Genomic DNA, 17,809 nt, shown 5'->3' on the forward strand with positions numbered 1-17,809 from the left:
TGTCTTGGCCTCGCCCGCCCTCCCGTCCGCGGGGGGGTTGTTGTTGGTGGCGGGGGGGGCGACCGTCCAGGTGGCGAGCAGCCGCGCCGTCCCCGCGGAGGCGGTGCCTACACCGGGATGATCGTCGGCACGATCATCGGGCGCCTGCGGTAGGTCTCGGCGACCCAGCGGCCGACCACGCGGCGCACGGCCTGCGCGATCCGGTGCGAGTCGGTGATGCCCTCGGCCTCGGTGCGGGACAGCTCCATCTCGACCAGCGAGACGGCCTGGTCCAGCGCCTTCGGGTCGTCGGAGAAGCCGCGGCCGGACACCGTGGGCGGCGCGACCGCGCGACCGGAGTTCGAGTCGATGGCGACGGTGATCGCGATGAACCCGCCCTCGCCCAGCACCAGCCGGTCCGACAGCGTGGACTCGCCGACGTCGCCGACCGACAGGCCGTCGACGTAGACGTTGCCGACCTCGACCCGGCCGGAGATCGCGGCCTTGCCGTCGACCAGGTCCACGACCACGCCGTCCTCGGCGATGACGACCTGCTTCTCGTTCACCCCGGTGGCCACGGCCAGCGCCGCGTTCGCCCGCAGGTGCCGCCACTCGCCGTGCACCGGCATGACGTTCGACGGGCGCACCGCGTTGTACAGGAACAGCAGCTCGCCGGCGGGCGAGTGGCCGGACACGTGCACCTTGGCGTTGCCCTGGTGGATCACCGTCGCGCCCAGCCGGGCGAGCCCGTTGACCACGCCGAACACCGCGTTCTCGTTGCCCGGGATGAGCGAGGACGCCAGCACGATCGTGTCGCCGGCCTTGATCGAGATCTGCCGGTGCTCGCCGCGCGCCATCCGGGACAGCGCCGACAGCGGCTCGCCCTGCGAACCCGTGGACACGAACAGCACCTGGTCCTCGGGCATGTCCATCGCCACGTTCAGGTCGACGAACAGGCCGTCGGGCACGTTGAGGTAGCCCAGCTCGGCCGCGATGCCCATGTTGCGCACCATCGACCGGCCGACCAGCGCGACCTTGCGGCCGTACTGCACCGCCACGTCGAGCACCTGCTGCACGCGGTGCACGTGCGAGGCGAAGCAGGCCACGATGACCCGCTGGTTGGCCTTGCGGATGACGTTCTCCAGCACCGGCCCGATCTCGCGCTCCGGCGCCACGAACCCGGGCACCTCGGCGTTGGTCGAGTCGACCAGGAACAGGTCGACGCCCTCGTCGCCCAGCCGGGAGAACCCGGCGAGGTCGGTCAGCCGGCCGTCGAGCGGCAGCTGGTCGAGCTTGATGTCGCCGGTGTGCAGCACCAGCCCGGCCGACGTGCGGATGGCGACCGCCACCGCGTCCGGGATCGAGTGGTTGACCGCGAAGAACTCCAGCTCGAACGGCCCGAACGCGCGCAGCTCGCCGTCGGTGATCTCCACCAGCGTCGGGTTCTGCCGGTGCTCCCGGCACTTGGCCGCGAGCAGCGCGAGGGTGAACCGGGACCCCACCACGGGCAGGTCCGGGCGCAGCTTGAGCAGGAACGGGACCGCGCCGATGTGGTCCTCGTGGCCGTGCGTCAGCACGAGCGCGTCGATGTCCTCCAGCCGGTCCTCGATCGCCCGGAAGTCCGGCAGGATCAGGTCCACGCCCGGCTGGTCGTCCTCGGGGAACAGCACCCCGCAGTCCACCACCAGCATGCGGCCGGCGTGCTCGAACACGGTCATGTTGCGGCCGACCTCGCCGATGCCGCCCAGTGCGACGACGCGCAGACCTCCGTCGGGCAGTGCGGGCGGGGGTGAGCTCGGGTTGATCACGCGTTGACTCCCAATTCGGCCTCGACGGCCTCGATGTCTTCGGTGGTTGGGGGCACCAGCGGCAGCCTCGGGTCGCCGACGTCGACGCCCTGGAGCCGCAGCGCCGCCTTGGCGTAGGTGACGCCGGGCATGCGCCCGAACGGGCGCAGGGCGGGCAGCAGCGATTCGTGCACGGCGCGTGCGCCTCGGACGTCACCGGACTCGTAGGCGTCCAGCAGGCGGAGCAGCCGGTCGCCGGTGAAGTGCCCGATGACGCTGACGAAGCCCACCGCGCCGACCGACAGCCAGGGCAGGTTCAGCGGGTCGTCGCCCGAGTAGTAGGCGAGGTCCGTCGCGGCCAGCACCTTGGAGCCCGCGACCAGGTCGCCCTTGGCGTCCTTCACCGCGACGATCCGCGGGTGCTCCGCGAGCCGCAGGAGGGTGTCGACCTCGATGGGCACGATCGTGCGCGGCGGGATGTCGTAGAGCATCACGGGCAGCCCGATCGCGTCCGCGACGGTGGTGAAGTGCGCCTCGACACCCGCCTGGCTCGGCCGCGAGTAGTACGGCGTCACCAGGAGGACGCCGTGCGCGCCCGCCTTCTCGGCGTCCTGGGCGAGGTGCACGCTGTGCGCGGTGTCGTAGGTGCCGGCACCGCTGACCACGGTCGCGCGGTCGCCGACGGCCTCGACGACCGCGCGGATGAGGTCGGCCTTCTCGGCGTCGCTGGTCGTGGGGCTCTCGCCGGTGGTCCCGTTGATCACCAGGCCGTCGTTCCCCTGGTCGATCAGGTGCTTCGCCAGCTGCTGCGCCTTGTCCAGGTCGAGCGCACCCCGGGCGTCGAACGGGGTGACCATGGCGGTGAGCACGCGGCCGAAAGGGCGGCCCGGCGAAGCGGTAGGGCATCCGGTCATGGCCAAACGCTACCGCGTCACCGTCAGCGACCAGCGACTACATACTCCGGTCGAGCGTCCGGACCGCCGCCACGGCCGCTTCGGGGCCGTCGTACTCGACCTCCGCGCGGTCCCGGCCGAACGCGTGCAGCAGCAATTCCGAGACCTGGCCGGTCAGCACGACGGGGTCGCCGCCCGCCTTCGCGGTGATCGCGCCGCCGTCCGGCCGGCGCAGCACGACGCCCACCGGGCTGTTGCGGTAGGTGAGCTTCCCGACCCGCTTCAGCGAGCGCCACAGCACCTCGTCGCGCACCGGATCGGGTGACCGCGGTCGCCACCCGTCGACCGCCCGCCGCACGTCCTCGTGGTGCACGAAGTACTCCACGGCGTTCACCGGCTCGTCCAGCGGCCGCAGCGGCGACCAGATCGGCGGGCCGGTGCGCACCAGGTCGAGCAACCCGTCCCAGGGTCGCGCGGCGTACCGGGCCTGGACGCGGGCGGTGTGCCCGGCGAACGGTGCCAGCAGGATGCCCGCCGCGGCGTCGGGCCTGCGTTCCCGCAGCACGAGGTGCGCGGCCAGGTCCCGGGTCCGCCACGGGTCGCACAACGTCGGCGCGTCCGGCCCGACCTCGGCGAACAGCGCGGTGAGCAGCCTGCGTTCGTCCTGTGCGACGCCCATGGGTCCGAGCCTACTTGTCCGCGAAGACCTGCTTCGCGAGCGGCGAGTCCGCCTTGTTGCGCAGCACGCACCCGATCTCGCGCGAGCCCTTGCTGTCGGAGTACTTGGTCTTCCACTCCGCCTGGCTGGGCACGACCGCCGAGTACTTCAGCGTCGACTCCTTGTCCGCCTGCGGCACCCGCGAGGAGTTGAACACCACCGTGCAGAAGCTCTCGCCGAGCTTCGACAGGTACTCCGCGCCCGGGTAGGCGACCTCGGGGAACGAGCCGAACAGCGAGAAGTTCGCGTACACCTCGACGTTGTGCTCCTCGTCGCACGAGGCGTTGCCGACCTTCACCGACTCGCGCAGGAAGTTGTCGCCGCACTGGCCGGAGCTGAGGTCGAACTCGGGCAGCACGCCGTCGCGTCCGAACGTGTAGGTGACGTCCTGCGCCTCGGGCGCGCTGTCGGTGAACCACCACCGGCCGACGAACACCCCGCCCGCGAGCAGCGCGATCGCCGCGACCGCGGCCGCGACGGTCACCAGCGGCTTCACGTACGGCTTGCGCGGCGCGGGCGGTGGCGCGGCGGCCATCTGGGTGTAGTTCATGGTGTGCGAGGGCGCGCCGATGCCCTGCGGCGGCGTGGGCTGCGCGACGGCCCGTTCGAGCATCGCGCGGGCCTGCGGTCCGGTGAGCCGCGACGCCGGGTCGGGCATCAGCAGACCGGTGATCACCGCGCCGAGCACGCCGTGCGCCCGGCTCAGCCGCGGCATCTCGTTCATGATCGCGTGCAGGGTGGACGCGGTGCTCGACCGCTCGTAGGGGCTGACGCCCTCCACGGCGTAGCAGAGCGTCGCGCCCAGCGCCCACAGGTCGGACGCGGGCGAGGAGTCGTGGCCGTGGATGCGCTCGGGCGACATGTAGGCGGGCGAGCCGATGAGGCTGCCGGTCGTGGTCAACCTCGGGTCGTCCATGCCCTGGGCGATGCCGAAGTCGGTCAGCTTGACCCGGCCGTTGGGCTGGACCATGAGGTTGCCCGGCTTCACGTCCCGGTGCACGATGCCCGCCTGGTGCGCGCACTCGAGGGCGGACAGCGACTGCATGGCGATCGAGATCACCCTGTCCTGCGGCATCGGGCCGTGCTGGTTGATCAGCGTCGACAGCGTCTGCGCCTCGACCAGCTCCATCACGATGTAGGTCATGCCGCCCTCGGCGACCACGTCGAACACCGTGACGATGCCCGGGTCGTTGAGCCGGCCCGCGGTGCGCGCCTCGCGGAGCACGCGCTCCTCCAGGACGCGGCGCTCCTCGTGCGCGATGCCGTCGGGCAGGTGCAGTTCCTTGATCGCGACGTGCCGGCCGATCACGTTGTCCTGGGCGCGCCAGACGACGCCCATGCCGCCGCGGCCGAGTTCGGAGAGCAGCGTGTAGCGGCCCGCGATGACGCGGGGTTGCGGACCGCCCGGCACACCCGGCGGTCCGGTTGGCGGTGACCCGACCGGTTGACCCCCGGTCGGCGGACCAACCGGAGCCGGATGACCCACCGTCGGGTGACCACCCGTCGGCTGCCCCCCGGGCGGACCGCCGTTGGGCTGCGCGTTGACACCATGTGGACCAGCAGTCACGTTCCGCTCTCCTCCACCGAACCCGGGACGGCCGGGAACGCTACTTCAGACCGGCGGCGCGCCCGTTCGGTTTCACGGATTCGTGACTTCGTGTCCGGCCGCGGTGAGCGCGGCCACCGCGCGGTCCAGATCGGACTCCTTCACCAGCAGGTGGTCGGTGTCGTATGTGGACAGCGCGAAGAGGCTCACCCCCGCCGCCGCGAGTTCACCCGACAGCGCGGCCATGATCCCCGTCAGGGTGAACTCCAACGGACCGCGCACGGTCAGCAACCGCCAGCCGGGCTGCGCCGTCACGACCTCGGGCGCGTGCTCCGCCGGGCACACCACGGACAGCTCGGCGGGGGTCCGGGTGACCGACACGAGGCCGTCGGCCCGGAACACCTCCACCGGCACGGGCGCGTCGGGCGCCAGTCGGGCGACCGCGTACTCACCCGGCCGCACGTCGACGACCAGCCGCTTCACCCGCTCAGCCCTCGGTGACCAGCGGGCTGGAGGCGACCTCGGTGCCGTCCGGCAGCGTCGACACGACGAAGTCGGCGAACACGTTGGCCGCCGCCTTCTGCAACTGCCGCAGGCACTCCACGGCCAGCGCGCGGATCTCCACGTCGGCGTGCTCGGTGGCGCGCATCGCGACGAAGTGCCGCCACGCCCGGTAGTTGCCGGTGACCACGATGCGGGTCTCGGTGGCGTTGGGCAGGATCGAGCGGGCCGCCTGGCGGGCCTGCTTGCGGCGCAGGGTGGCGCTCGGCACGTCGGAGAACTTCTCCTCCAGGCCCTTGAGCAGCTCGGTGTAGGCGTCCACGCTCGCCTGCGCGGCCTTGGCGAACAGCTCGTGCAGCTCGGGGTCGTCGGCGATGACGTCCGGCTCGACCATGTTCGCGTCGCGCTCGGGCACGTACCGCTGGGACAGCTGCGAGTACGAGAAGTGCCGGTGCCGGATCAGCTCGTGGGTGAGCGACCGGGACAGCCCGGAGAGGTAGAAGCTGACCGAGCCGTGCTCCAGCACGGACAGGTGGCCGACCTCGATGATGTGCTTGATGTAGCCCGCGTTCGTCGCGGTGACCGGGTTCGGCTTCTTCCACGACTGGTAGCACGCGCGGCCCGCGAACTCGGCGAGCGCCTCGCCGCCGTCGGCGTCGGTGGACCACGGGACGTCCTCCGGCGGGAAGAACTCCGTCTTCGCGATCAACTGCACGTTCAGGCCCACGGTTCCAACCATGGGCCGAACCCTAAACCAAGACGCGGGTGCGACCACATGGCCCAGCCCACCGCGTCCACCGCCGTTCGCGCACCCGCGCGGCCGGCACCTCACGAGGTGCCGGTGCGCGAGCGCAGCGCCGTGGTGGACGAGCACGTGGCGGGGCCGGTCGAGGACGTGGTGCGGATCGTGGCGGACGGGGTGGCGTCGGGCGGCCGCTCGGCGGTCAGCCCGGGCCGTCCTCGCCGCCGCGAGCCGGTTCGGCGACCCGGTCCACGCGGTCCACCGGTCCGCTCCGGAGGCCGAGGACGACCTCGCCGCCGCGGTCGAGTCGCTCCTGGCCGGGTTGGGCGCCCGCCGGCGGCGCGGACGCCAGGTGCACGCGGTACAGGAACCGCAGTGCGCGCAGGTCGAGGGAGTGCATGGCAGTGCCGTCCGTCAACTTCCGACGAGGCCCGCGGCGCGCGTCGGGGGCGCGCGCCGCGGGGTCCGATCAGCTGGTCGAGGTGGTGACCAGCGCGTTGCCGCTCCCGGTGCGACCGGTCACGAACAGCGCCGCGTCGCCCTCGGGCGGGGTGTCCGACACGTCGAGTTCGCTGCGCGCCTTGCCGGTGCTCGACCGCAGGTCGATCCGGGCGGCCACGCCGGGGCGCACGCCGATCCGCACGTCGCCGCTGCCGGTGCCCAGCTGGACCCGACCCGCGGCCGCGTCGGCCAGCGTCACGTCGCCGCTGCCGGTGCGGACCTGCACGTCGTGCTGTACCGCGCCGAGCCAGACATCACCCGTTCCGGTGTAGAGCACGGTGTTGCCGCCGACCGACGACACCTCGATGTCGCCGCTGCCGGTCTTGGCCCGCAGGCCGCCCAGCATCGGGCCGAGACGGAGCTTGCCGGAGCCGGAGTCCACCCGGGACGCGGCCTCGGCGCGGTCGGCGGTGACGTCGCCGGTGCCGGTCTGGATCTCCAGCCTGGCCGCGGCGCCGGTGACCGTGACGTCCGCGGCGCCCGCCTTGGCGATCACCGTGGAGCCGGAGGGCGCGCGCACGACGACCGACAGCGGCACCGCGCGCAGCGGCAGCGCCTTGGACGAGTGCACGACCAGCCGGTTCTCCTCGAACTCGACCAGCGCGTCGCGCACCGCGTCACCGGTGCCGGCCTGCTGACCGCGCGCGCCGCCGAACTGGTCGTTGACCCAGCTCAGGATCCCGTTCAGGCCGGCCGTCCAGGACTCGCCGGCCGACGGCTCGTGCTTGAGCTCCACGTGCACGCCCGGCTCGTCCACCAGGTGCACGTGCACCCGGCCGGCGAACAGCGCGAGGTCGATCTCGACCGGCTCCGAGCCCTCGAAGCTCTGCCGGCGCACGACATCGGTGTCCACGACGTCCCCCTCAGCCCTGGACCCAGCCGCGCACGGACGACGAGCCGCCGTCCCGGTCGCGGTGGTCGCGGTGACCCTTGTGGTGGTGGCTCCTGCGGCCGCCGACGGCACCCTGCACCGCCTGCGCGACGAACGTGTTGAGCGACATGCCCTGCGACGCGGCGGCCTGCTCGGCCTTCGACTTCAGCTCGTCCAGCAGCCGCAACGTGATCCGCGTCGCGTCTCCGGCGGAGGGCCGGGGCACCTCCTGCGGCTCGGGTTCGGGCTCCTCCCGGACGGGCGCGCCGGTGACGACCACCTGGACGTCCCGGCCGTCCAACCGCACGTCGACGACCGTGCCGTCGAGCGACGCGGTCACCTCCGCCGCGAGGTCGGACAACGCGTTCATGATGGCGAGCCGGGCGGCCGGCTCGAGCGCGGCGGACAGCACGGCCGCGGTCCGGCGGGTGTCTTCGTCCCCGGCGGAAGCGGCCGTCGCCAGGTCCTCGCGCAGTGCTGCGATGTAGGGCGACAGGTCCATGACACCACCATGACAGCAGTCGTGGTGTCAGTCAAGCGCCGTGGTGACGCAACCTGACAGCGCTATGCCGTCAGCACGCCGTCATGGTGGCGGCAGACAGGCGTCACGCGACGTGGGAAGGCCGCCAGAGGCCGTCGAGGGAACAGGTCGCCCGCGCCCGCGGGCCGGTGCCCACGCGCGCCCGTGGCACGCCGACCGGGGGTGCGTTCTGGGGGTGCGTGTCAGAGGGTGCGTGTCAGAGGGTGCGTTCCTGGGGGGTGCCTCCGGGGGGCACGTTCCGGGGGCACGTCCGGGGTTGCCTCCAGGGGGTGCCTCCCCGGGCGGCGTCTCCGGGCGGTGCCTCCGAGGGGCGCGTCCGGGGGGTCGCCCGGGCCCTGGCCCTGCGCGGGCGAGCACGCCTGGCCCGCGACCTACCCGGCCGCCGCCTCACGCCGTGCACCAGGGCCGCACCGAGCACCGGGAAAGCGGTCCACACCAAGTCGACCCGCCCGCCGGGTGCCCGACGCGGTCGCGCGGCGGTGCTCCTCCGCGGCAGACCTCGGCCGCAACCCGTTCTCCCCCGCCTCGAACAGCAGGACGGCAAGCCTCGCCACGCCGCGCCCCACAGCCTCGACGCGCGGCCATCGAACGGCCGACACGTGCCCGCCACCCCGACCTCGTGCCCCGGCATCGCCTCGCGGGTGTTCCGGCCTCGCAACGGCGCGGAACCGCCGACCCTCGTCGCCCAAGAAGTCAGCGCACCACCGCCCTCAGGGCCGGCGCGAGGTCGCCCCTGGGCGTCACCACCACGTCGCCCAACCCGAGCCACGTCGCCATCCGGCGCAACTCGGCCGCCAGTTCCACCGCCACCCGCGCCTCGTCCACCCCCGGCTCCGCGTACGCACCCTGCACGCGCAGCAACCCCGCCGCCCGGTCCGCCTTCAGGTCGACCCGGCCCACCAGCCGGCCGTCGAGCAGGAACGGGAAGACGTAGTAGCCGTGCACCCGCTTGGGCTCCGGCACGTAGATCTCGATGCGGTAGCGGAAGCCGAAGATGCGCTCGGTGCGGGCGCGCTCCCAGATCAGCGGGTCGAACGGGCACAGCAGCGCGCCGCCCGTCACCGCACGCGGTGCGCGGGCCTCGACGTGCCGGTACGCGGGCGCGCCCCAGCCGACCACCTCCACCGGCTCCAGCACGCCCTCGGCCACCAGTTCGGCCACCGCCTGCTGCGACCGCGCGGGCCGCAGCCGGTAGTAGTCGCGCAGGTCCGTCTCGGTCGCCACGCCCAGCGCCGTCGCCGCCCGTGTCACCAGCTCGCGCGCGCCCTCCTCCGCCGACACCTCGCGCGCCACCACGGCCGCCGGCAGCACCCGCTCGGCCAGGTCGTACAACCGCTCGAAGCTGCGCCGCGACCCGGTCGTCAGCACCCCCGCGCCGAACAGGTACTCGCACACCTTCTTCACCTCGGACCAGTTCCACCCCCACTGGTCGCCGCCGCGCTTCCCGGAACCGGCCAGCGCCTTCTCGATCGCGCCCGCGCCGATCGGCCCGAGCTCCTCCACCACGGCCAGGATGTCCTCGACCAGCCCGGAATCCTGCGCGATCTTCGTGTACCCGAGCCACCACCCCGGCTTCTTCGCGCCGGACCGGAACAGCGGCCAGTCCCCGACCGGCACCAGGCTCGCCTCGTGCGCCCACGTCTCGACCAGCAGCCGCGGCCGGCGCGCGGTGTGCGACCACGCCGCCTCGTCCACAAGGGACGGCGCGTACCCGCCGAGCCTGCTGAACACCGGCATGTAGTGCGCGCGCACCGCGACGTTCACCGAGTCCAGCTGGAGCAGCCGCACCCGCGACAGCACCCGCTGGAGGTGCCGCCTCGTCGGCTCGCCGACCGGACGCGGGTCGGCGAACCCCTGCGCGGCCAGGGCGATCCGGCGGGCGACGTCAGCGCTCATCTTCTGCACGACCGCGATACTGCCACCGGGGTACGACAGTTCCGGGTCGACCGACGCCCGCCGTTCGCGCACCACCGGCGAGACCGACCGGAGCACCCGGAAACGCCGTCGTGCGAACGAGAACGCCGAAATCCGCGACGCGCACCGCCCGGCGCCAACGCGAAACCCCGGCGCGCCACCGGGAAGAGCCCACCGAGACCTCGCCCACCCGCGAGCCCCACCCGTCCGGGTCACTAGGGTGCCCGCATGGCAGAAGCCGCGGTCCGCACCGCGAAGCCCGAGGACGTGGCGGAGATCGCCCGCATCCACCGCGACACCTGGCGCACCGCCTACGCCGCGCTGCTGCCGGCCGACGTGCTGGCGGCCGTCGACGCGACCGCCTCCCTCGCCCGCGCGGTCGAGGGCGGTCAGGTGCTGGTGGCGACCGAGGGGCGCTGGCTGGTCGGGTTCTGCGTCGCGGGCCGGGCGCCGACCGAGGAGGTGGCGACCGCGGCGGGCGAGGTGCCCGACGACGCGGCCACCACCGCCGTGCTCACCGTCCTGGTCGAGCCGCGCTGGGGTCGGCGCGGTCACGGCGGCCGGCTGCTCGCGCACGCGGCCGACGCGCTCCGCGCCGAGGGGGCGACCAGGGGGATCGCCTGGGTGCCCGAGGCCGACCGGTCCTCGCGCGGTTTCTACGAGCGCGCGGGCTGGTCCGCCGACGGCACGGTGCGCACTTTGGACGCCGGCGGAAGGCCAGTCCGCGAAATCAGGGTTTCCGGGGGGTTGACCCCACCGTCGGCGGGCTAGCGCACCGGTAGCGTGGGTCACGTGTTCGGGTGGTTGTGCCTCACGTTCGGAGTCGCGTTCGGCTCCGCGATGCTGCCGTTGATCAGCATCGAGGTCTTCGTCCTCGGTCTCGTGACCCAACAGCCGGGCATCTCGTGGTGGTGGATCGGCCTCGCGGTCGCGCTCGGCCAGGTGCTCGGCAAGATGTTCTACTTCCTCGCCGCGCGCGGGAAGCTGCACCTCCCGGCGTTCCTCAAGCGCAAGGAGAAGCCCGCCCGGGAGCGCAAGGCGCTGTCGCCGTGGCGGCAGAAGTGGAAGGACCGCCTGGAATGGGTGCGCGTGCGCTGCCACCGGCACCCGCACTGGATGTTCGGCACGCACGCGGTCAGCTCGGTGGTCGGCCTGCCGCCGTTCATGTTCACGACGGTGCTCGCGGGTCTCGCCGGCATGTCCTCGAGCGTGTTCGTGACGACGAGCGTGCTCGGCCGGTTCGCCCGGTTCAGCTTCCTCGCCGCGTCACCGGCCGTGATGGCAGGGTGGTGGCACTAACCCTTGGGGTGACGCACGAGCGTGGACCCCGGTGCGTTCAGGGTGAGTCCGTAGTGGTCGTACAGGTCGAGTTGCTCCCGATCGGACAGCGAGTCCCCGCTGACCCGGGGCGCGTGCTCGACCTCGTGCCGCTCGACCGGCAGCACCAGCCGCGTGTCGCGCACCTGGGCGCCCCGGATCGGCACCAACGCCTCGTCCTCGCCCGTGCGCACCGCCGCCCACAGCGGACGGCCGCTGACGCCGTCCAGCCACACCCCGGTCACCGGACCGATCCGGTCGCCGTGCCGGTCAAGGACGTCGCACTCGTACAGCCGTTCCACCGCGTCCATGTCGAAGCCCTCCTGTGGACCCATCATTACCCCGTGGGGCGCGGGTCAACCAGGGCGTCACCGGGTCAGGTGAGGGCGAGCGAGGTACCGAGCGCGGTGGCGATCACGAGCAGGGCGATGGTCAGCCGGAGGTTCGCAATGTGGTGTCGCACGTACTCACAGTAGAGCGCCGCGCCGAACGATCCAAAGCAAGAAGGCGTTAAGACCGAATGAACTTGGCCTCACCAGGCAGAACTACACCCGATTCGTCGGTTCTTGGAATAGTTCGATCGCCTTGCGCATGGTCTCCCTCGCCCGACCGCGGTCACCGGCGAGGTCGTAGGCCTGCGCCAGCCGGAACCACGTCCGCCAGTCCTGCGGCGCGGACTCCACCTCGGCGCGGCGCTCCTCGAACCACGCGTCCGCCGCGTCCCGGTCCACCCGGCCGGACGGGCGGCGCGGCAGCCCGGAGAGGTCGGGGAGCCCGTCCTCGTCCGCCAGCCGCCGCGCCATCCGCTCGGTCGTGAAGCCGAAGCGCAGGTTCGTCCACGCGATCCACACGCCGATCAGCGGGAGCACCAGCACGCCGACGCCGAGTCCGATCCCGACCGGCGAGCCGGTGCCGAACAGCGCGAACGCCCGCCCGCCGAGCAGCACGAAGTACACCGCCAGCGCGGCGGTGATCAGGAAGGCCGTGGTGCGCGTCTTCACAGGTCCAGGTACTGGTCGAGCCCGACGGTCAACCCCGGGTGGTCGAAGACCGACCGCACGGCCAGCAGCACGCCCGGCATGAACGACGTCCGGTCGAGCGAGTCGTGCCGCAGCGTCAGCGTCTCGCCGCCGGTGCCGAACACGACCTCCTGGTGCGCGATCATCCCGGCCACCCGCAGCGAGTGCACCCGCACGTCGCCCACGAGGGTGCCGCGCGCGCCCGGCGCCTCCTGCGTCGTCGCGTCCGGCATCGCGCCGAGCCCGGCCTCCGCCCGCGCCCGCGTGATCAGCCGAGCGGTGTGCGCGGCGGTGCCCGACGGCGCGTCCGCCTTGCGCGGGTGGTGCAACTCGATGACCTCGGCCGTGTCGTAGTACTTCGCGGCCACCTCGGCGAACCTCATCGACAGCACCGCGCCGATCGCGAAGTTCGGCGCGATCAGCACGCCAGGCCCCGGCTTCTCCTCGAGCCAACCGGCCACCGCGGACAGTCGGGCCTCGTCGAAGCCGGACGTGCCGACGACGGCGTGGATGCCGTTGTCCACGCAGAACCGGAGGTTGTCCAGCACCACGTCGGGGTGGGTGAAGTCGACCACCACCTCCGCGCCCGCGTCGGACAGCTCCGCCAGGGCGTCGCCCGCGTCGATCGCCGCGACGACCTCGGTGTCCGCCGCGGCCTCGACCGCGCGCACCACCTCGGCGCCCATGCGGCCACGCGCGCCGATCACGCCCACGCGGATCGGTCGGTCGGAAGAACGCTCGGTCAAGAGATCACCTCGTGCACCTGGGGCGGCAAGTCGTCGGCGTGAGCGTAAGGGCCGACCACGGCCGCGGCGACGGGTCGCCGCAACAGATCACGTGCGAGCACCGCCACGTCCTGCGCCGTCACCGCGTCGATCCGGTCCAGCGTCTGCTCCACCGACAGGTAGTCGCCGTAGTTGACCTCGCCCTTGCCGATCCGCGACATCCGCGAACTCGTGTCCTCCAGGCCCAGCACCAGGCCGCCGCGCAGCTGACCCTTGCCGCGCGCCACCTCGGCGTCGGACAGGCCCTCGGCGGCCACCGTGGACAGCACGTCGCGCACCACGCCCGCCACGTCGCCCAACCGGTCCGGCTGGCAGCCCGCGTACACCGACAGCGTGCCGGCGTCCGCGTACAGGCCCACCGACGAGTACACCTGGTAGGCCAACCCGCGCCGTTCCCGGACCTCCTGGAACAGCCGCGAGCTCATCCCGCCGCCGAGCGCCGCGTTGAGCACGTTGAGCGCGAACCGCCGCTCGTCGTGCCGGTCCAACGCCCGCACGCCCAGCATCAGGTGCGCCTGCTCGGTGTCGTCGCTGTGCAGCACCAGCTTGCGCGACGCGGGGATGCGCGCGCGGCCGACCCGCGGCGCCACCGGCGACCCCGTCCGGTCCAGCCGCTCGCCGATCCTCTTGCGCGCCAACCGCATCACGTGGTTGTGCTCGATGTTGCCCGCGACCGCGAGCACCATCCTGGGCATCGTGTAGTGCCGCCGGTAGAACCCGTAGAGCGCGTCGCGGTCCATGTCCCCGATGGACTGCTCGGTGCCCAGCACCGGTCGGCCCAGCGGGTGCGAACCGAGCAGCGCGTCCAGGAACGCGTCGTGCAGCAGGTCCTCGGGGTCGTCGTCGCGCATGGCGATCTCTTCCAGCACCACGCCGCGCTCGGTCTCGAAGTCGCGCGGCTCGCACAGCGCCTCGAACACCACGTCGCACACCAGGTCCAGGGCCAACGGCAGGTCCTCGTCGAGCACGTGCGCGTAGTAGCACGTGTGTTCCTTGGCGGTGAACGCGTTCAGCTCGCCGCCGACCGCGTCGATCTCCTCCGCGATCGCCGCCGCGGTCCGCCGCGCGGTGCCCTTGAACAGCAGGTGCTCCAGGTAGTGCGCCGCGCCCGCGACCGACTGGCGCTCGTCGCGCGAGCCGATCTGGACCCACAGCCCCACCGACGCCGACCGCACGCCGGGCATCTGCTCGGTGACCACCCGCAGGCCCGACGGCAGCATGCTGCGCTTCACGACGACGCCCGCGTCGCTCTGCTCGAGCACGCGGGTGCTGCCGGGCCGCTGGAGGTGCCCGAGCCGGCCGCCACGCGGACGGCCGCGAGTGCCAGTGGCACTCGCGGCCGTCCCGGTGAACGCCTTCGTCACTGCGCCGAGGACTCGGCGGGGACGTCGTCCTGCACCGGCGCGTCGGCCGGGGCGTCGGCCGGAGCCGCCGCGTCCGCGTCCTCGTTCACCAGCACGAGGCTGATCTTGCCCCGCTGGTCGATGTCGGCGATCTCAACGCGGAGCTTGTCGCCGACCTTGACGACGTCCTCCACCTTGCCGATGCGCTTGCCGTTGCCCAGCTTGGAGATGTGGATCAGGCCGTCCTTGCCCGGGAGCAGGGACACGAACGCGCCGAACGCCGCGGTCTTCACCACGGTGCCCAGGAAGCGCTCGCCCACCTTCGGCAGCTGCGGGTTCGCGATCGCGTTGATCAGGCCGATCGCGGCCTCGGCCGACGGGCCGTCCGCCGCGCCGACGTAGATCGTGCCGTCGTCCTCGATCGAGATGTCGGCACCGGTCTGCTCGGTGATCGAGTTGATCATCTTGCCCTTCGGGCCGATGACCTCGCCGATCTTGTCGGTCGGGATCTTGACCGACGTCACGCGCGGCGCGAACGGGCTCATCTCGTCCGGGCGGTCGATGGCCTCGGCCATGACCTCCAGGATCGTCAGGCGCGCGTCGCGGGCCTGACCCAGCGCGGCGGCGAGCACCTCGGAGGGGATGCCGTCGAGCTTGGTGTCGAGCTGGAGCGCGGTCACGAACTCCTTGGTGCCGGCGACCTTGAAGTCCATGTCGCCGAACGCGTCCTCGGCGCCGAGGATGTCGGTCAGCGCGACGTACTCGGTCTTGCCGTCGACCTCGTCGGAGACCAGGCCCATGGCGATGCCGGACACCGGCGCCTTCAGCGGCACGCCCGCGTTGAGCAGCGACATCGTGGACGCGCAGACCGAGCCCATCGAGGTCGAGCCGTTGGAGCCCAGCGCCTCGGAGACCTGGCGGATCGCGTAGGGGAACTCGTCGCGCTTGGGCAGCACGGGCGTGAGCGCCCGCTCGGCCAGCGCGCCGTGCCCGATCTCGCGGCGCTTCGGCGAGCCCACGCGGCCGGTCTCACCGGTCGAGTAGGGCGGGAAGTTGTAGTGGTGCAGGTAGCGCTTGTGCGTCTCGGGGGACAGCGAGTCGATCTGCTGCTCCATGCGCAGCATGTTCAGCGTGGTGACACCCAGGATCTGGGTCTCGCCGCGCTCGAACAGCGCCGAGCCGTGCGCCCGCGGGATCAGCTCGACCTCGGCCGACAGCGACCGGATCTCGGTGAGGCCGCGGCCGTCGATGCGGACCTTGTCGCGCAGGATCCGCTGGCGCACCAGCTTCTTGGTCAGCGAGCGGAACGCGGCGCCGACCTCCTTCTCGCGACCCTCGAACTGCGCGGCGAGCTTGTCCAGCACCGAGGCCTTGACCTCGTCGATGCGGCTCTCGCGCTCCTGCTTGCCGCCGATGGTCAGCGCCTGGGCCAGGTCGGCCGAACCGGCCTGCTCGACGGCCTCGAACGCGTCGGCCTGGTAGGGCGGGTACGTCGGGAACTCGCCGGTCGCCTTGGCCGCGACCCGGGCCAGCTCGGCCTGCGCGTCGCACAGCGACTTGATGAACGGCTTGGCCGCTTCCAGACCCGCCGCCACGACCTCCTCGGTCGGCGCCTGCGCGCCGTCCGCGACGAGGTCGATCACGCGCTCGGTGGCCTCGGCCTCGACCATCATGATCGCGACGTCGTCACCGACCACGCGGCCGGCGACGACCATGTCGAACACGGCCTTCTCCAGCTGCTCGTGGGTCGGGAACGCGACCCACTGGCCCTCGATCAGCGCGACCCGCACGCCGCCGATGGGGCCGGAGAACGGCAGGCCGGCCAGCTGCGTCGACGCGGACGCGGCGTTGATCGCCACGACGTCGTACAGGTCGGCCGGGTTCAGGCTCATCACCGTGATGACGACCTGGATCTCGTTGCGCAGGCCGTCCACGAAGGACGGGCGCAGCGGCCGGTCGATCAGCCGGCAGGTCAGGATCGCGTCGGTCGACGGGCGACCCTCGCGGCGGAAGAACGAGCCGGGGATCCGGCCCGCGGCGTACATCCGCTCCTCGACGTCCACCGTGAGGGGGAAGAAGTCGAACTGCTCCTTGGGGTGCTTCGACGCCGTCGTCGCCGACAGCAGCATCGTCTCGTCGTCCAGGTAGGCGACCACGGTGCCGGCGGCCTGGCGGGCCAGCCTGCCGGTCTCGAAGCGGATGGTGCGGGTGCCGAACCGACCGTTGTCGATCAAGGCTGAAGTCTCGTGGACCTCGGTGTCCGTCATGCGTGAAATCTCCTCGTCTGCGGGGCGCAGCGCGCTTCCGCCGCGGGAGCGCGGTTCGGACGAGGCCGGTCTTCGATCGAAGTCCCCTGGGATGTGTACCGCGGCCAGGGGGCCACTACCGAGGACCGGCGAACTGTCGTCCCGTGCGCCGCGCGTGCGTCCCTCGTCTTTTTTGCGTTGAAACCGAAGGGGAGTGACCTTGGTGGTCACTCCCCTCCGGCATGTCTCACCTGCGCAGGCCGAGACGCCCGATGAGCGTCCGGTAGCGCTGGATGTCCACCTTCTGGAGGTAGTTGAGCAGCCGGCGGCGACGGCCGACCAGCAGCAGCAGGCCACGACGCGAGTGGTGGTCGTGCTTGTGCTTCTTCAGGTGCTCCGTCAGGTCGGCGATGCGCTTGCTCAGCAGCGCGACCTGGGCCTCGGCCGAACCGGTGTCCGTGTCGTGGACGCCGTACTCGGTGAGGATCGTCTTCTTCTGCTCGGTGGTCAGTGCCACGTTACCGCTACTCCTTGTACCTGCGACTGTTCCGTGCGGCCCCGGTGGGTGTACCCGGGGTAGTCGGTCTTGGCCGCCACGGACCGCAGCCAGACCCAACTGTCGAGGTTACCAGTAGTTGCTACCGACTAGTCGTTAGGCGTGCTCAAGGGCACCCGGACGAGTGGTTCGTACCCCGCGCCGGCGCCCGTGCGCACCAGCACGACCTCGTCCACGGTCCACTCGGGACCCTCGAACGCCACGCGCGGCCACACCTCGTCGCGCGCGCCCCGGGCGATCGTCAGATGTGGACGCCACCGCTCGTCCGCGCCCACCCGGCGGGCCAGCGGCTCCAGCGGGCCCAGCACGTCCAGCCACAGCACGCCGGGGAAGCTGCCCGAGTCGCCGAGCCGGATCGTCGGCGCCACGACGTCGGACAGGTCCGGCAACCCGCCGGGGTCGCGGTCGCCGTGGAAGCAGAGCGTCACGTGCCAGCGCTCCGGAGCGCTCCACCGGTGGTCCGGGCGGGCGCGGCGGACCGGGTCGAGCACGGCGCGCAGCGCGGCCACCACGGGCGGCGGCGGGAACGCCATCGTGACGAAGTTCAACA

19 protein-coding genes are annotated in these 17,809 nt (G+C 72.3%); 2 read left to right on the forward strand and 17 right to left on the reverse strand.

All coding sequences use genetic code 11. The annotated features are described in order from the left end of the window. Positions 1 to 107: 107 nt before the first annotated feature. From AB0G50_RS19175 to AB0G50_RS19220, 10 genes are all read right to left on the reverse strand, one after another. Positions 108 to 1,787 carry a ribonuclease J gene (locus AB0G50_RS19175; protein WP_360110008.1) on the reverse strand — a complete coding sequence of 560 codons (1,680 nt, stop codon included), beginning with the start codon at positions 1,785 to 1,787 and terminating at the stop codon, positions 108 to 110. Next, positions 1,784 to 2,680, reverse strand: a complete 897-nt coding sequence (gene dapA / locus AB0G50_RS19180; protein ID WP_360110011.1) for a 4-hydroxy-tetrahydrodipicolinate synthase — start codon at positions 2,678 to 2,680, stop codon at positions 1,784 to 1,786. Before dapA ends, AB0G50_RS19175 begins: the two co-directional genes overlap by 4 nt. Positions 2,681 to 2,717: 37 nt before the next feature. Continuing rightward, positions 2,718 to 3,338, reverse strand: a complete 621-nt coding sequence (locus AB0G50_RS19185) for a TIGR03085 family metal-binding protein (RefSeq protein WP_360110014.1) — start codon at positions 3,336 to 3,338, stop codon at positions 2,718 to 2,720. Between the two features lie 10 nt (positions 3,339 to 3,348). Further along, the gene (locus AB0G50_RS19190) at positions 3,349 to 4,788 is read right to left on the reverse strand and encodes a serine/threonine-protein kinase (RefSeq protein ID WP_360110017.1); all 1,440 of its coding nucleotides are present in this window, start codon (positions 4,786 to 4,788) and stop codon (positions 3,349 to 3,351) included. Positions 4,789 to 5,016: 228 nt separating this feature from the next. Further along, on the reverse strand, positions 5,017 to 5,406 hold the full coding sequence (locus tag AB0G50_RS19195; protein WP_360110020.1) for an ACT domain-containing protein: 390 nt from the start codon (positions 5,404 to 5,406) through the stop codon (positions 5,017 to 5,019). A gap of 4 nt (positions 5,407 to 5,410) precedes the next feature. Beyond that, a complete protein-coding gene (gene thyX / locus AB0G50_RS19200; protein WP_360110023.1) occupies positions 5,411 to 6,163 on the reverse strand; it encodes an FAD-dependent thymidylate synthase in 753 nt (250 codons plus the stop codon). A 205-nt stretch (positions 6,164 to 6,368) separates the two neighbouring features. Then, entirely contained in the window at positions 6,369 to 6,566 is a 198-nt protein-coding gene (locus AB0G50_RS19205; protein WP_360110026.1) for a hypothetical protein, read from the reverse strand. A gap of 69 nt (positions 6,567 to 6,635) precedes the next feature. Beyond that, positions 6,636 to 7,520: a DUF4097 family beta strand repeat-containing protein gene (locus tag AB0G50_RS19210; protein ID WP_360110029.1), complete on the reverse strand. Its 885-nt coding sequence runs from the start codon at positions 7,518 to 7,520 to the stop codon at positions 6,636 to 6,638. A 10-nt stretch (positions 7,521 to 7,530) separates the two neighbouring features. Then, positions 7,531 to 8,040, reverse strand: coding sequence for a toxin-antitoxin system HicB family antitoxin (locus AB0G50_RS19215; protein ID WP_360110032.1), 510 nt, complete (start codon positions 8,038 to 8,040; stop codon positions 7,531 to 7,533). Positions 8,041 to 8,772: 732 nt separating this feature from the next. Beyond that, on the reverse strand, positions 8,773 to 9,975 hold the full coding sequence (locus AB0G50_RS19220; protein WP_360110035.1) for a crosslink repair DNA glycosylase YcaQ family protein: 1,203 nt from the start codon (positions 9,973 to 9,975) through the stop codon (positions 8,773 to 8,775). A gap of 246 nt (positions 9,976 to 10,221) precedes the next feature. On the opposite strand from AB0G50_RS19220, the gene AB0G50_RS19225 reads away from it, so the two are divergent. Continuing rightward, a complete protein-coding gene (locus tag AB0G50_RS19225) occupies positions 10,222 to 10,764 on the forward strand; it encodes a GNAT family N-acetyltransferase (protein WP_360110038.1) in 543 nt (180 codons plus the stop codon). Between the two features lie 21 nt (positions 10,765 to 10,785). Continuing rightward, positions 10,786 to 11,292, forward strand: coding sequence for a hypothetical protein (locus tag AB0G50_RS19230; RefSeq protein WP_360110041.1), 507 nt, complete (start codon positions 10,786 to 10,788; stop codon positions 11,290 to 11,292). Here AB0G50_RS19230 and AB0G50_RS19235 read toward each other — a convergent pair. From AB0G50_RS19235 to AB0G50_RS19265, 7 genes are all read right to left on the reverse strand, one after another. After that, positions 11,289 to 11,645 carry a PRC-barrel domain-containing protein gene (locus AB0G50_RS19235; RefSeq protein WP_360110044.1) on the reverse strand — a complete coding sequence of 119 codons (357 nt, stop codon included), beginning with the start codon at positions 11,643 to 11,645 and terminating at the stop codon, positions 11,289 to 11,291. The genes AB0G50_RS19230 and AB0G50_RS19235 overlap by 4 nt on opposite strands. A 210-nt stretch (positions 11,646 to 11,855) precedes the next feature. Then, positions 11,856 to 12,311 (reverse strand): tetratricopeptide repeat protein, encoded by a 456-nt coding sequence (locus AB0G50_RS19240; RefSeq protein ID WP_360110047.1) that lies wholly within the window; start codon positions 12,309 to 12,311, stop codon positions 11,856 to 11,858. Beyond that, complete coding sequence (gene dapB / locus AB0G50_RS19245; protein WP_360110050.1) at positions 12,308 to 13,075, reverse strand: 4-hydroxy-tetrahydrodipicolinate reductase; 768 nt, start codon at positions 13,073 to 13,075, stop codon at positions 12,308 to 12,310. Before dapB ends, AB0G50_RS19240 begins: the two co-directional genes overlap by 4 nt. Further along, a complete protein-coding gene (locus AB0G50_RS19250) occupies positions 13,072 to 14,478 on the reverse strand; it encodes a pitrilysin family protein (protein WP_360110053.1) in 1,407 nt (468 codons plus the stop codon). Before AB0G50_RS19250 ends, dapB begins: the two co-directional genes overlap by 4 nt. Beyond that, a complete protein-coding gene (locus tag AB0G50_RS19255; protein ID WP_360110056.1) occupies positions 14,475 to 16,724 on the reverse strand; it encodes a polyribonucleotide nucleotidyltransferase in 2,250 nt (749 codons plus the stop codon). The genes AB0G50_RS19250 and AB0G50_RS19255 overlap by 4 nt, the downstream gene beginning before the upstream one ends. A 226-nt stretch (positions 16,725 to 16,950) precedes the next feature. Further along, a complete protein-coding gene (rpsO, locus tag AB0G50_RS19260; protein ID WP_360110059.1) occupies positions 16,951 to 17,220 on the reverse strand; it encodes a 30S ribosomal protein S15 in 270 nt (89 codons plus the stop codon). 128 nt (positions 17,221 to 17,348) lie between these two features. After that, on the reverse strand, positions 17,349 to 17,807 hold the full coding sequence (locus AB0G50_RS19265; RefSeq protein WP_360110062.1) for a 2'-5' RNA ligase family protein: 459 nt from the start codon (positions 17,805 to 17,807) through the stop codon (positions 17,349 to 17,351). Positions 17,808 to 17,809: the final 2 nt, after the last annotated feature.

It is taken from the genome of Actinosynnema sp. NPDC020468, assembly GCF_040642015.1.
GTDB lineage: Bacteria > Actinomycetota > Actinomycetes > Mycobacteriales > Pseudonocardiaceae > Actinosynnema.

Coding starts and splice junctions, on each gene's coding strand:
- AB0G50_RS19235 (WP_360110044.1), bottom strand. CDS start 11,645: ATGGGTCCACAGGAGGGCTTCGACATGGACGCGGTGGAACGGCTGTAC.
- AB0G50_RS19205 (WP_360110026.1), bottom strand. CDS start 6,566: ATGCACTCCCTCGACCTGCGCGCACTGCGGTTCCTGTACCGCGTGCAC.
- AB0G50_RS19225 (WP_360110038.1), top strand. CDS start 10,222: ATGGCAGAAGCCGCGGTCCGCACCGCGAAGCCCGAGGACGTGGCGGAG.
- AB0G50_RS19215 (WP_360110032.1), bottom strand. CDS start 8,040: ATGGACCTGTCGCCCTACATCGCAGCACTGCGCGAGGACCTGGCGACG.
- AB0G50_RS19255 (WP_360110056.1), bottom strand. CDS start 16,724: ATGACGGACACCGAGGTCCACGAGACTTCAGCCTTGATCGACAACGGT.
- AB0G50_RS19220 (WP_360110035.1), bottom strand. CDS start 9,975: ATGAGCGCTGACGTCGCCCGCCGGATCGCCCTGGCCGCGCAGGGGTTC.
- dapA (WP_360110011.1), bottom strand. CDS start 2,680: ATGACCGGATGCCCTACCGCTTCGCCGGGCCGCCCTTTCGGCCGCGTG.
- thyX (WP_360110023.1), bottom strand. CDS start 6,163: ATGGTTGGAACCGTGGGCCTGAACGTGCAGTTGATCGCGAAGACGGAG.
- AB0G50_RS19185 (WP_360110014.1), bottom strand. CDS start 3,338: ATGGGCGTCGCACAGGACGAACGCAGGCTGCTCACCGCGCTGTTCGCC.